This is a genomic window from Paenibacillus sp. Leaf72, assembly GCF_001422685.1.
GTDB lineage: Bacteria > Bacillota > Bacilli > Paenibacillales > Paenibacillaceae > Pristimantibacillus.
Genome location: NZ_LMLV01000030.1, coordinates 131,629 through 145,297, shown reverse-complemented (window position 1 = coordinate 145,297; position 13,669 = coordinate 131,629). Strand labels below are relative to the sequence as shown.

12 protein-coding genes are annotated in these 13,669 nt (G+C 50.3%); 3 read left to right on the top strand and 9 right to left on the bottom strand.

Annotation, left to right across the window (positions count from 1 at the left end; all coding sequences use genetic code 11):
* Window position 1: 1 nt before the first annotated feature.
* Together sdhA and ASF12_RS21895 are read right to left on the bottom strand one after the other, a co-directional pair.
* Window positions 2–1,759: a succinate dehydrogenase flavoprotein subunit gene (gene sdhA, locus ASF12_RS21900; protein ID WP_056039503.1), complete on the bottom strand. Its 1,758-nt coding sequence runs from the start codon at window positions 1,757–1,759 to the stop codon at window positions 2–4.
* Window positions 1,760–1,783: 24 nt separating this feature from the next.
* Window positions 1,784–2,455 (bottom strand): succinate dehydrogenase cytochrome b558 subunit, encoded by a 672-nt coding sequence (locus ASF12_RS21895; protein WP_056039501.1) that lies wholly within the window; start codon window positions 2,453–2,455, stop codon window positions 1,784–1,786.
* Between the two features lie 216 nt (window positions 2,456–2,671).
* On the opposite strand from ASF12_RS21895, the gene ASF12_RS21890 reads away from it, so the two are divergent.
* Window positions 2,672–3,562, top strand: a complete 891-nt coding sequence (locus tag ASF12_RS21890) for a LysR family transcriptional regulator (protein ID WP_056039498.1) — start codon at window positions 2,672–2,674, stop codon at window positions 3,560–3,562.
* A gap of 65 nt (window positions 3,563–3,627) precedes the next feature.
* On the opposite strand, the gene ASF12_RS21885 is transcribed toward ASF12_RS21890, so the two are convergent.
* On the bottom strand, window positions 3,628–4,290 hold the full coding sequence (locus tag ASF12_RS21885) for a potassium channel family protein (protein WP_056039495.1): 663 nt from the start codon (window positions 4,288–4,290) through the stop codon (window positions 3,628–3,630).
* A gap of 18 nt (window positions 4,291–4,308) precedes the next feature.
* Window positions 4,309–5,652, bottom strand: coding sequence for a TrkH family potassium uptake protein (locus ASF12_RS21880; RefSeq protein WP_056039493.1), 1,344 nt, complete (start codon window positions 5,650–5,652; stop codon window positions 4,309–4,311).
* Window positions 5,653–5,993: 341 nt separating this feature from the next.
* On the opposite strand from ASF12_RS21880, the gene ASF12_RS21875 reads away from it, so the two are divergent.
* Window positions 5,994–7,616, top strand: a complete 1,623-nt coding sequence (locus ASF12_RS21875) for a CPBP family intramembrane glutamic endopeptidase (RefSeq protein WP_056039490.1) — start codon at window positions 5,994–5,996, stop codon at window positions 7,614–7,616.
* 90 nt (window positions 7,617–7,706) lie between these two features.
* Here ASF12_RS21875 and uvrC read toward each other — a convergent pair whose 3' ends face one another.
* Complete coding sequence (uvrC, locus tag ASF12_RS21870) at window positions 7,707–9,740, bottom strand: excinuclease ABC subunit UvrC (protein WP_056039487.1); 2,034 nt, start codon at window positions 9,738–9,740, stop codon at window positions 7,707–7,709.
* A gap of 169 nt (window positions 9,741–9,909) precedes the next feature.
* On the opposite strand from uvrC, the gene ASF12_RS34670 reads away from it, so the two are divergent.
* A complete protein-coding gene (locus ASF12_RS34670) occupies window positions 9,910–10,056 on the top strand; it encodes a YqzM family protein (protein ID WP_099516602.1) in 147 nt (48 codons plus the stop codon).
* A gap of 283 nt (window positions 10,057–10,339) precedes the next feature.
* Here ASF12_RS34670 and ASF12_RS21865 read toward each other — a convergent pair whose 3' ends face one another.
* The 4 genes from ASF12_RS21865 to ASF12_RS21850 are packed head-to-tail and all read right to left on the bottom strand — an operon-like array spanning window position 10,340 to window position 13,517.
* Window positions 10,340–10,585, bottom strand: coding sequence for a YezD family protein (locus ASF12_RS21865; protein ID WP_056039485.1), 246 nt, complete (start codon window positions 10,583–10,585; stop codon window positions 10,340–10,342).
* Window positions 10,586–10,625: 40 nt separating this feature from the next.
* The gene (gene cysW, locus ASF12_RS21860; protein ID WP_056039482.1) at window positions 10,626–11,507 is read right to left on the bottom strand and encodes a sulfate ABC transporter permease subunit CysW; all 882 of its coding nucleotides are present in this window, start codon (window positions 11,505–11,507) and stop codon (window positions 10,626–10,628) included.
* Window positions 11,508–11,512: 5 nt separating this feature from the next.
* A complete protein-coding gene (gene cysT / locus ASF12_RS21855; RefSeq protein WP_056039478.1) occupies window positions 11,513–12,379 on the bottom strand; it encodes a sulfate ABC transporter permease subunit CysT in 867 nt (288 codons plus the stop codon).
* A gap of 43 nt (window positions 12,380–12,422) precedes the next feature.
* Window positions 12,423–13,517, bottom strand: a complete 1,095-nt coding sequence (locus tag ASF12_RS21850) for a sulfate ABC transporter substrate-binding protein (RefSeq protein ID WP_056039475.1) — start codon at window positions 13,515–13,517, stop codon at window positions 12,423–12,425.
* Window positions 13,518–13,669 lie beyond the last annotated feature (152 nt).

Here is a 13,669-nt window from a genome sequence, read left to right as displayed (position 1 = left end):
TTTATTCTCCTTTCTTCTTGTTCGCTGTGTAGTCACGTTTACGCGGTGTAATCAGGGAAACATCGATGTCCTCGTACGAAATTTGCGGACCTTCCTTCGTCCAAGTCGCAATCGTTGATTTCATGAACTTCTCGTCGTTGCGCTCTGTGAAATCCGGCTTGTAATGCGCGCCGCGGCTTTCGTCACGGAGCAGGGCACCCAAGGTCATAGCTTCGGACAGCTCGAGCATGTTCCATAGCTGACGAGTGAAAGCAACGCTTGAGTTGTTCCATTTCATCGAGTCATTGATGTTGATATTGTTGTAACGCTGCTTGAGCTCTTTGATTTTGTTAATCGTTGCTTCTAGCTTGTCATTGAAACGAACAACCGTCATATTGTTGGTCATCCATTCGCCAAGCTCCTTGTGCAGAACGTAAGCATTTTCTGTACCGTTCATGGCAAGAATGCTTTCGTATTTATCCGTTTGGCGTTTTTGCTCACGGTCGAATACGGAGGAAGCCACGTCAGCGGAAGCTTTCTTCATGCCTTTAATGTACTCTACCGCTTTCGGTCCTGCGACCATACCGCCGTAAATCGCCGACAAGAGCGAGTTCGCACCGAGACGGTTAGCGCCATGGTATTGATACTCGCATTCGCCTGCTGCAAACAATCCAGGGATGTTCGTCATTTGGTTGTAATCTACCCACATGCCGCCCATCGAATAGTGAACCGCAGGGAAAATTTTCATCGGCAGCTTCCGTGGATCATCGCCCATGAACTTCTCATAAATTTCGATGATGCCGCCGAGCTTCACATCAAGCTCCTTCGGATCTTTATGGGAAAGATCAAGGTAAACCATGTTTTCGCCATTGATGCCGAGCTTCTGATCGACACAGACGCTGAAAATTTCACGAGTCGCAATATCACGCGGCACAAGATTGCCGTATGCTGGATATTTTTCCTCAAGGAAGTACCAAGGCTTGCCGTCTTTGTAAGTCCATACGCGGCCGCCTTCGCCACGAGCTGATTCGGACATCAAGCGCAGCTTGTCATCGCCAGGAATCGCGGTTGGATGAATTTGAATAAATTCGCCGTTCGCATAATTAACGCCTTGCTGATACACCGCACTTGCTGCTGTACCTGTATTAATAACCGAGTTCGTCGTTTTGCCAAAAATAATGCCAGGGCCGCCCGATGCCAATATAACCGCATCGCCCACGAACGTCTTCACTTCCATCGAACGCAAATCCTGTGCAGATACCCCGCGGCAGATGCCTTCGTCATCCAGAACGGCGCCAAGGAATTCCCAGTGCTCGTATTTCGTTACGAGGCCGGCTGCTTCCCAGCGGCGAACTTGCTCATCCAAAGCGTATAGCAATTGCTGTCCAGTTGTGGCACCTGCAAATGCTGTACGGTGATACTGTGTGCCTCCGAAACGGCGGAAATCGAGCAAGCCTTCCGGCGTACGGCTGAACATAACGCCCATACGGTCCATTAAGTGGATAATGCCTGGTGCTGCTTCACACATTGCTTTAACAGGAGGCTGGTTAGCGAGGAAGTCTCCCCCGTATACCGTATCGTCAAAATGCTCCCAAGGCGAGTCGCCTTCACCTTTTGTATTAACCGCCCCGTTAATGCCGCCCTGCGCGCAGACGGAATGGGAACGCTTCACCGGCACGATCGAGAACAGATCAACGTGCATGCCAGCTTCTGCTGCTTTTATCGTAGCCATAAGTCCGGCAAGTCCGCCGCCTACGACGATTATTTTATTGTTAGCCATCACGCTTCACTCCTTGTCTTCAAACTATCCGATAGTATTCCAAGCCAATGCGAGATCGGCTGCTTCCTTGAATTCGTCGCCGCGGAATGCAACCAGCGAAAGAATAAACAATGCCGCTACGACTACAAAAACACCCATGCATACAATGGATGAAATCCGTTGCGCACGAGGCCCTACTGTAATGCCCCAGCTGATCAAAAATGCCCAAAGGCCATTGGCAAAGTGGAACGTAGCTGCCAATACTCCGACCACATAAAATACAAAATAAAGCGGATTAGTCGCAATATTGTGCATCGTGGAGCCTAGCTCTTCATGTGTGATATAGCCCAAGTACACTTGAAAACGGGTTTGGTATACGTGCCAGAACACGAAGATAAACGTGATAACACCTGTTAAACGCTGCGCTGTAAACGCCCAGTTGCGGCCGTACTTGAAACGCCCTAGATTGCTGTCTGACTGATAGGCTACATATAAGCCGTACACGCCATGGAAAAGCAGCGGGAGGTAAATACCGAAAATTTCAAAAATCGGCAGCAATGGCAAGCTGTTAATGAGGCTAACGCCGCTGCTGAACCCCTCTGCCCCCCTCTCGAACGATTGATAGTTCGTAAGCGCATGCACAACGATAAACATTCCGAGCGGAATGATACCAAGCAGCGAGTGAAGCTTACGGGAAAAATACGAATTTCCTTTCATGCCTTTGTGTCTCCTTTCCAGACTGTGGTTACGCTTTCCTCAAATGCTTGTCTACAAATCATTCTACATTTTACTCTTCGGTTCATTCTCCGTCAACAAAAGTTGACACAGTTTAGTCACACTTCCCATCGTACTCCTTTTCAGCTTATAATGGAATTGCTTATTTTTTATAATTTGTTATAACAATTTGACATAAGCAGACTGGAGCTGGCTATTTTGATTGAAGAAATGCATATGTTTGCCGCCATCGTCGAGCAGTCCAGCATGAACAAGGCTGCGGCGCTGCTGAACCTGTCCCAGCCTGCCCTCTCCCGTAAAGTAGCTAAGCTTGAGCAGGATATCGGCTCGCAGCTGTTCCGGCGCATCGGCAAGCGGCTGGAGCTGACACCAATCGGCCAGATGACCTATGAATACGCACTAGAGCTTCGCCAGCTGCACCGGCGCTACCTGCAGAAGGTTGCCGATTATGAGTCGGCAGGGCGGACCTCCATTACGATTGGAGCGAGCCTGACGACGCTGCAAACGACGCTTCCCGATTTTATCAAGGCGCTCAATGGCAGTCATCCTGAATTCGATATTAAGGCGGTCACGGGCAAAACCCATGAAATCGTTACTTATGTAAGAGAAGGCAAAGCCGATATCGGTATTGTCGCCTCGCGGATTGAAGACGCCCAGCTGCACTGTGTCCCGCTGTTCGAGGATCATCTGCTGCTCGTCCTGCCGAAAAGCATGGTGGTAACGGACAAGGGCATGCTCGGCATTCAGGACCTAAACGGCTTGCCGATTCTCCTCTTCTCCAAAGGTACCTGGTATCGCATGCTAACCGATGAGTTGTTTGCCAAATACAATCTCCAGCCAGATGTACGCATGGAGATTGACTCTTTCGAGGCGATCGTCCGGCTTCAGCACACTTGCCGGGCTGCGACGCTGCTTCCCCAATCTTATGTGCGTGAACAGCTGCTGGCCGACAATGATCTCACCGTCATTCCGATCAGAGAGCTTGCGGAGACGAAGCGCACGACTTCGCTCATTCATGCCGATCCGGCCCAGCTGCATCCAGCCGTCCGTCTGTGGATTGAGGAGCTTGCCTCCCGCTCGAAGGCCTGAGCAGCGAAACAACAAGAAGACAGCAGCGCAGGTGTGAATAGCCGCATGCGCTGCTGTTTTTATTGTCACCTTGTTGCTGCCTCTTCAAACTGCTCAATCTGCTCATTCGTCCCGATAATGACCATGACATCACGCTCGTGCAGCACATCGGCTGCTGTCGGGGCAATAATAATGCCATTGGGCTTATTAATCGCTACAATGCTGCACCCGAAGCGGGCGCGCAGGTCGAGATCGCTGAGCGTCTTGCCATGCATTTTGCCCGTGACGACAATCTCGGCAATCGTATAATCCTTGGACAGCTCGATATAATCGAGCAGATTCGGCGATACCAGCTGATGTGCGACTCGAATGCCCATATCCCGCTCTGGATAAATAATGCGGTCCACGCCGATTTTTTCCAATACCCGCCCGTGCAACTCGTCCACCGCTTTCGCCACTACGGTCTTAACACCCAAATCCTTAAGCAAAATCGTCGTCAAAATGCTCGCTTGAATATCATTGCCAATCGCGACAACACCAACATCAAAATTCCGTACGCCAATCGAGCGCAGCGTCTCCTCGTCTGTGCAATCGGCTGATACGGTATAGGTGAGCTCATCGCTTAGCTCCTGAACGGCTTCCTCATCCTTATCAATGCCTAGCACCTCATAGCCTAGCTGAATTAACTCTCTGCCCAGACTTGAGCCGAAACGCCCAAGCCCTACGATGACGAACTGGTTCTTTTTCATAATAAATCTGTGTTTCCCCTATCCAATTGTAATTTTGCCCTCGGGATACCGGTAAAGCTCTTTGCTGGTTTTCGGATTGAGCGCATAAGCAAGCGTCAGCGGGCCTAGACGACCAGCGAACATCGTAATCGAAATAATAATTTTCCCGAAATCGCTCAGCTCTGGCGTTATGCCCATCGACAGACCTACCGTCCCGAAGGCGGATGTTGCTTCAAATAAAATTTTAATAAACCGCTGATCCTCGGTCGCGGATAATAGCATCGTTACGACGACGACCAGCGCCAGCGACAGCATCGTAATCGTAAGCGCCTTGAGCACCCGCTCCTTGCCGAGGCGATAGCGGAACAGTACAATGTCCTCTTTCCCCCGAAACATTGCGACAACCGCCCCTATGAGCGTCATAAACGTCGTCGTTTTGATCCCGCCCCCCGTTGAGCCGGGAGATGCGCCGATAAACATTAATATAATGGTGAAAAATAAAGTCGCCTGCCGCAAATCGGCATAGTTCAGCGTATTAGCCCCCGCCGTCCTCGGAGAGACGGACTGGAAGAAGGATGCAAGAATTTTCCCGCCCCAGTCGAGCGAGCCAAGCGTTCGCGCATTCGAAAACTCAAAAATAAATATTACGACCGCCCCGACTGCAATGAGCGAGCCAGTCATCACCAGCACCACCTTGCTGTGCAGGGACAGCCCTTTGCGGCGGCGGAATTCCAGCAAATCCGAGATTACGATAAAACCGAGGCCTCCGGATATAATAAGCAGCATGGCAGTCAGGTTCACAATCGGATCATCCACATACATCGTCAAGCTGCGGTAGTCGCCAAAAATATCAAACCCTGCATTATTAAACAGCGACACAGCATGAAACACGCCGAAATACAGCGCCTTACCAAACGGCATATCATAGGCAAAGCGCATCGTGAACAGCAATGTGCCAACGAGCTCAAATGATAAGGAGTAAACAATGACCTTGCGTATGAGCCGAATAATGCCTTCCATGCTGCCTTGATTCATGGCTTCTTGCAAAATAAGCCGTTCCCGCAGCGAAATGCGCTTTTTCAGCACAAGCGCGAACAGCGTGCCCATCGTCATAAAGCCGAGCCCGCCAATTTGAATAAGCAGCATAATAATAACCTGACCAGCCACCGAAAAATAAGTGCCAGAATCCACGACTACAAGCCCCGTCACGCTAGTTGCCGAGGTAGCCGTAAACAAAGCATCCAGAAAACGCAGCCCGCTTCCGTCGGCCGATGCAAAAGGCAGGGATAGCAGCAGAGCTCCCAGCATAATAATAATCGCAAAGCCAACGACCAATATGCGTGGCGGGGACCATTTTAGTAACGAAAAAAACGAAATATTCATTGCATCCACCTTCATATTGCCTATTATTCTTTTCACTTGCAGCAGCTGTATTTCCAATTTCCATTACACATGACTTAACGATTATAAGCTTAAAGCACACTGCGTATAAAACAGCCTTTTGCAATAAAAACAGCTGATTTCATTCAAAAACAGCCGTGCGAGGAGGATAGCCGCCCATTAGCTTGCCGGATATCGTTATTTCTCTGTTTTATGAATGCGGACAACGCTGACAAGCCGCCTAAAGGGTGACCAAGCTGTTAGATTGGCGATCATATGGTTTAATATGGTATCGTATGAGTACTATGCTTAAATTTTCGATTAAACTGAAATTGAGGTGAGTTATGATTGAATTTATTGCTCCACGCGAGTGGAAGAAATTTGTATGGGCCGCCGTTATTAGCGCTGTCATTTTTATATTTTTGCAAATCATCCCTATGCTTGGCGGTCCTGATTCAGGCGCATCGGAATCCCAGGGCAACGTTATAGGAAATGAAGCAGCCCTGCAAAAAGCAACGGAATTTGCCGCCAAGCAGTTCGGCGTTAACGTTACGGACGCTCATACGGTTTATCAAACTGACAGCGATGAAACCGGCTATTTGATAAAGGAAAAGCTGTACGAGGATTATGCGTCCAAATATATGCAGCAGTTTCCGCTCGACACCTATCAAACGCAAGTAACGCTTGACAATGGCAGCACCGCGTTCGTCTACCTCCATATGCAAAGCGGCAGCGTTGTCGCTTGGAATCTCCTTGGAGCAGGCTCGGGCGTGAACACCATTAAAGAACAGAAGCAGCTTCTCGATGCAGCGGCCAGCTTTGCGACTACGCAAGGCTTTCAAGCCAAAGATTTGAACGACGCTGCCGTTAACTCGCTAGGACAGGTCGTCATTCATCCAACAGGGTATGCAGCAGGCAGTTCCCAGCTTGAGCTTCGTGTGGGCTTTAGTCAAAATGGCGACAAAACCGTCATTTCTACTTATAAGCCATCCTTTATTCCACCCGCAGACTATGTAGCCAATATTGAGCAGCAAAAAAGCACGGCCGACGCTTTATCGTTGATCAGCCTCATTTACATGACTTTCATTACGCTGGTGCTAGCTATTATCTATGCGATATTATACCGCCGTCATACGACATTCAAACGCGGGATCGCCATCAGCCTTATTTTCACCGTTTTTTATATTATTAATAATCTAGGCATTATGGACGGCGTCATTGCCCAGCAAGGCGAACAGGTGATGGGCGATGCCCAGGTGTCCTTTATGGCATGGTTTACTGCGCTTCTGCTCATCCCGGTTGGCGCAGCTGTCTATTTTTCCTTCGTGGCCGGTGACGGCATGTGGCGCTCGTGGAAACGTCCGATATGGCCAGGCTTTCGCGAAAAAAATTACGGCGAGCATGTTTGGCGCAGCATGGGACTCGGTTATTTGATTGCCCTTATTTTGCTAGGCGTGCAGTCGGTCATTTTTCTAGTGCTCGAAACGGCGATCGGCAGTTGGAGCACAAGCGATGCGACTCAGTCTCCCTACAATATCAAATGGCTGTGGCTCATGCCGATGCTGGCTTGGTGCGCTGCGATTTCCGAGGAAGCCATTTACCGGTTTTTCGGCATTGCCTTGTTCCGCAGATGGTTCAAAAATATTTATGTCGCCGCCTTGATTCCGACCATCTTGTGGGCGCTTGGTCATGTCTCCTATCCGATCTTCCCGTACTACACCAGGCTGATTGAGCTAATTATTATTGGGATGATCTTCAGCTACATTTTCCTGCGCTACAGCCTCATTACCGCCATATTCGTTCATGCGATATTTGATTCGCTGTTAATGGGCTTCTCACTCATTTCTGTAGGCGGTGCTTTAAATATCGGAGCAGCGATCTTCTACGCTGTTCTGCCTGTTCCAATTGCCTATATCATTCGGGTATGGCATCGTAAGAAAAACGCCTGGCGGCGTCCTTCCTATTAGACGCCATCGTTTTGGCGAAACGTATAGAGAAAGGATGAGAACATTCATATCCTTTCCTATACGTCAAAAAAGGAGGAAGGCCGCCGCAGCTTACGGCGACGCCTCCTCCCCAAGTGCCGCAATAATTTGTGCGGCAAGCTTATCTCCTATTGAAAGAGGCCGGAAATCTTCCACCGTGGCCTCTTTTATTTTTTTAATGGAGCCAAAATGCTTAAGCAGCAGCTTGCGCCGCTTCTCGCCAATACCCAGAATAGCATCGAGCTGCGAGACGACCATCGACTTGCCGCGCTGCTCGCGGTGGAACGTAATCGCGAAGCGGTGAACCTCGTCTTGTATGCGCTGCAGCAAATAAAACTCCTGGCTGTCGCGCGGCAGCGGAATAATTTCAGCGGGATCGCCGGTCATGAGCTGTGCGGTCCGGTGTTTGGCATCCTTGACGAGACCGCATACCGGGATAAACAGGTTCAGCTCATTTTGCAGCACATCAATCGCTGCGGAAATTTGCCCCTTTCCGCCATCGACGACGATCAGATCCGGAGCAGCCAGCTGATCCTTGAGCACGCGCTCATAGCGCCTGCGAATGACCTCGCGCATCGTCTCATAATCATCTGGCCCGACGACCGTCTTGACCTTGTATTTGCGGTATTCCTTGCGATCCGGCTTGCCGTCCGTAAATACGACCATAGCCGATACGGGATTCGTACCTTGTATGTTGGAGTTGTCAAACGCCTCAATTCGGGTTGCCTGCGGCAAACCAAGCCATTGGGCCAGCCCTGCCGCCGCCTTGACACTGCGCTCCTCATCCCGCTCGATGAGCCGGAACTTGTCGGCAAGCGTTACCTTGGCATTCTCCGTCGCCATCGAGACGACCTCGCTCTTGCGTCCGCGCTGCGGCAGCAGCACCTTGACCTTAAGCCAGTGGTGCAGCGCAGCAGCGGCCTCCTCCGCAACGGACAGCTCCTTCTCTTTGGGCGGCTGGGCTTCCCCTTGCGTCTCTTCGTCAATCACAACGACTAGGCTCGCTGCATCGACCATATCCCTTACTGCTTCATTTGCGCTTGGCGCTGCTTCCTGGTCAAGATGGGCAGCAGTCGTCTCTTGCTTCCCTGCTGCCGGCTTGCCCGCTGTCTGTCCATTATCCGCCTGCTCTGGCGGCAACGGCAGTAAAATCTGCTTCGGCAGCGCAGGATTTTCACTGTAGTATTGGGTTACAAAGGTCATAAAATCATCGTACTCTTCGCCATAATAAGGGAAGGTCGTACCATGGCGCTCAATAAGCTTGCCTTGGCGCATATAAAGAATTTGGACGCACATCCAGCCCTTCTCGACCGCATAGCCGAAAATATCGCGGTCCAAGGCGTCTGACATCGTAATTTTCTGCTTCTCCATCACCGCATCAATCGCAATGATCTGGTCGCGGTATTCCTTCGCCCGCTCGAACTCCAGCTGCTCGGCGGAAGCCTCCATCTTGTGCTGCAAATCCGCCCGCACCACATCATGGCCGCCATTGAGGAAACGGGTAATTTCCTGAACCATCGCCTCATAGGTGCCGGGTTCAATCTCATATTCACAAGGCGCAATGCATTGCCCCATGTGATAGTACAGGCATACCTTGTCAGGCAGCGTCTTGCATTTGCGCAGCGGATACAGCCGGTCCAGCAGCTTCTTCGTCTGCTGGGCGGCATAAGCATTCGGATAAGGGCCGAAATATTTCCCCTTATCCTTGGCCATCCTGCGGGTTACCTCGAGTTTCGGATGCTGCTCATGCGTAATTTTTATATAAGGAAAGGACTTGTCGTCCTTCAGCAAGACGTTATAGCGCGGGTGATACTGCTTAATGAGATTGCACTCCAGAATGAGCGCCTCCATGTTGCTCTTCGTCAATATAAAATCAAAATCGCGGATTTCCGCAACGAGGCGCTGCGTCTTGCCATTATGAGAGCCGTTGAAATACGAGCGGACGCGATTTTTTAATATTTTGGCTTTGCCGACGTATATGATTGTGCCTTCGCTGTTTTTCATTAAATAGCAGCCAGGCTGGTCCGGAAGCAGCGCTAGCTTATGACGAATTAATTCCGCTGCTTCAGCCTGGCTGGCTGCCTGTTTCCCCTCATGCTGATTCATTTCCAAACCTCCCTTGCGGACATTTGTTCCCATGCCTTATTGTAACATAGATTGGTGCCGGCAGCCGAGTCCTCAAGTTTACAATAGTTGCCGTGTTTTGCTTTACAATTATTCGGATAGTTGGGTATACTGTTGATAGCTAAATCGTTTTCAAGGGAGGACGCTTGTTATGGAGAACGTTAGAGACCCGCGCGAGCATTATAATGAAGAACCGCGCCACGACTTGATGGACGTAGTGTTCGGCTTCGGCGGCATGCTCGGTCTAATGACTGTCATGTTTGCTGCTGCTGTTATCGTGAAATTTATCATATCGTAAACAAATAGCAAGCTTTGCAGCCAAGGTGAAACGGCTCTCGCCGTCCTTTGGCGGCGTGGCGCGTTTCATTCCGAGAAATAGAGAGAACGGATGGCGAAATCATATCCTTTCCTATATTTCAAGGTGAAACGGCTCTCGCCGTCCTCTGGCGGCGTGGCGCGTTTCATTCCGAGAAATATAGGCCATTTATAAGAGAGAAACTTATAAATGACCTATATTTAAAAGAAAGAACCTTCGAACCCGCTATTAGGCGGATGATTCGAAGGTTCTTTTCTTTATTTATTCAGGCCGATTGGTGCTTGTTGCTGTTGGTGTTACTATTATTATGGCTATTGCTTGCCTGCTGCTTGACGCTTTGGGATTCCTGCTGCTTGCTGGAGGGCTGATCGTAGCGCGTCCGCTCGGTCCGGTCAATCTGGACGATTCTGCCGTCATGCACCGTAATATTCACACTTCCATATTGCAGCCCGCCCACCTGATCCGCAATCCGCTTAAGCCACTGCTGATCAATTTCCAAAGGTTTTGCCATTGTCTTCTCCTCCTTTTTTTAATCCACCTTATCGTAAGTGTCAGGCATTTTGGGCAGAAGCCCGCTTGTTCATTTGCCATTCCATCAGCGACTTGACGATAAGCGTAATGAACGCCAGCATGACGAGCAGCGATGCCACGGCAAACGAAGCTGAAAATTGGTATTCGTTGTACAAAATCTCAATATGCAGCGGCAGCGTGTTTGTCTGCCCGCGAATATGGCCTGATACGACAGACACTGCTCCAAACTCGCCCATCGCCCGGGCATTACATAAAATAATGCCGTACAATAGGCCCCACTTTATGTTCGGATAGGTGACCCGCCAAAAAATTTGCCAGCCCTTTGCGCCAAGGCTTGCCGCTGCTTCCTCTTCTGCCACTCCCTGCGCCTGCATGAGCGGAATGAGCTCGCGGGCAATGAAAGGCACCGTTACGAATACGGTCGCCAGCACGATGCCCGGCAGTGCGAAGACGAGCTGAATGCCATGGGAATCGAGCCATGGGCCGAAAAAGCCCTGCGCGCCAAACATCAAAATATAAATAAGTCCAGATATGACCGGAGATACGGCAAACGGCAAATCAATGAGTGTAATTAAAAACTGCTTGCCGCGAAAACGGAACTTGCTGATCCCCCACGCAGCGGATATGCCGAACAGCGTATTCAGCGGAACAGCGATTACAGCTACGAGCAGCGTCAGTCTCAGTGCCGATAAAGCATCGGGATCGGTGATCGCGGCACGATAAACGTCAAAGCCCTTCTTAAAAGCTTCAACAAATACAGAAACGAGCGGCAGCAGGACGACCAGCGCGAGGAAAATAAGCGCTACCGTTATGAGTACAATCCGCACGATTGCCGGTTCCGTAATATGCTTAGGCCGCTTGGAGGCCTCGCTCGATAAATGCGTTGTAATTGCTCCAGCCATCTTGCTTAGCCTCCTTCTACGACGCGGCGGTTAATCCGCCACTGCATGAAATTAATGAACAGCAGCAGCAGGAACGAAACGACGAGCATAACGAGCGCGATTGCGGTAGCCCCTGCGTAATCAAACTGCTCCAGCTTCGTCATAATGAGAAGCGGGGCGATTTCGGTTTTCATCGGCATATTGCCAGAGATGAATACGACGGAGCCGTATTCCCCAATTCCGCGAGCAAAAGCTAGAGCGAAGCCCGTAAGCAGAGCCGGCATCAGCTCAGGCAAAATCACTTTCCAAAAAGTTCGCATCCGGTAGGCGCCAAGCATAACCGCGGCCTCTTCTATTTCTTTATTGAGATCCTGCAGCACAGGCTGCACCGTGCGGACGACGAAGGGAATGCCGATAAAGATAAGGGCTATTGTAATGCCCAGTGGCGTATAGGCTACCTTGAGTCCGAGAGGCTGGAGCAGCTTGCCTACCCAGCCATTCGGCGCATAAATAGCCGTCAGTGCAATTCCCGCTACCGCTGTCGGCAGCGCGAATGGAAGATCGACGAGGCTGTCGATAAATTTTTTGCCGGGAAAACGGTAGCGGACCAGCACCCACGCAATGAGCAGGCCGAACACCATATTGACGGCTGCGGCGCTGAAAGCGGTAAAGAAGCTGATGCGATAAGAAGCCAGAACCCTTGGATTCGTTACCGTGCCCCAAAATTCGGCAAAGCTGAGTCCTGTCGTCTTAATAAATACGCTGGCCAGCGGGATTAGAACGATCAAGCTCAAATACACAATTGCAAATCCCATTGATAGGCCGAAGCCGGGCAAAACGTTTCGCGCTTTGCCGCCTCTGCTTCTTCCTTTGCTCCTACTGGAACCTTTCATGTGAAGTCAGCTCCATTCCACATTTTGCTGTGCCTAGCGATCATTACGAGCCTGGCGTGTAAATCTTTTCGAATATGCCGCCCGCATTAAAATGCTTCTCCTGCGCCACTTTCCAGCCGCCAAAATCTCCGTCGATCGTCAGCAGATCCAGCTTTTTGAACGTATCTGCATATTTTGCAGCAATCGTCTCATTAATAGGACGGTAGTAGTTTTTAGCTGCAATCTCTTGGCCTTCATCCGAGTACAAATACTCCAGATATGCTTTGGCTACTTCTGTCGTTTTATTGGCCTCGGCATTTTTATCAACGACCGCTACAGGCGGCTCCGCCAAAATGCTGACCGAAGGATAGACGATTTCGAATTGATCAGGTCCAAGCTCCTTGATGGACAGGAACGCTTCATTTTCCCAAGCCAGCAGCACATCGCCAATTCCTTTTTCTACAAAGGTCGTTGTTGCTCCGCGCGCACCTGTATCGAGCACTGGCACATGCTTGAACAGCTGTGTGATGAACTCCTGCGCTTTCGCCTCGTCATTGTTGTTCTGCTTGAGCGCATAGCCCCATGCTGCAAGATAGTTCCAACGCGCTCCGCCCGACGTTTGCGGGTTTGGCGTAATGACCTCTACACCGTCTTTAATCAGATCATTCCAGTCTTTAATGCCCTTCGGGTTGCCCTTGCGTACAAGGAACACGATTGTTGACGTATACGGCGAGCTGTTATGCTCGAATTTGGATTGCCAGTCTGCACTCAGCAGGCCCGGCTCCACCAAGGAATCAATATCGTAGCCAAGCGCCAGCGTGACGACATCTGCTTTCAGACCGTCAATGACTGCGCGGGCTTGCTTGCCTGATCCGCCATGGGACTGGCTAATCGTTACGTCCTGGCCGGTTTTATTTTTCCAATACGTTGAAAAAGCTTTATTATACTCCTCGTACAGCTCACGAGTTGGGTCATACGATACATTTAGCAGCTTGACTGGTTCTGCTGGCTTCTCTCCTGCGGCGCCCGCTTCTGTTGATGCAGCTGGCGACTCTCCTGCTCCTGCTCCAGTTCCCTGGTTGCCTCCGTTTGCTCCGCAAGCGGACAAGATGAGCACCAATACGAGCAATAATGAAACCGACCATTTCCCCTTTAACATAAATCCTCACACCCCTGATTTTTTTCTTTTTGCTCCTGCAGTCCTGGATAAATGAGTAACGTTTTGCCGCCGGTGGTCCGGTAGATAAAATATTATTCCTACCCGCTTAGTTGGTTATGGAAGGATTCTACCAGCGTGATTTTGTTTAGTCA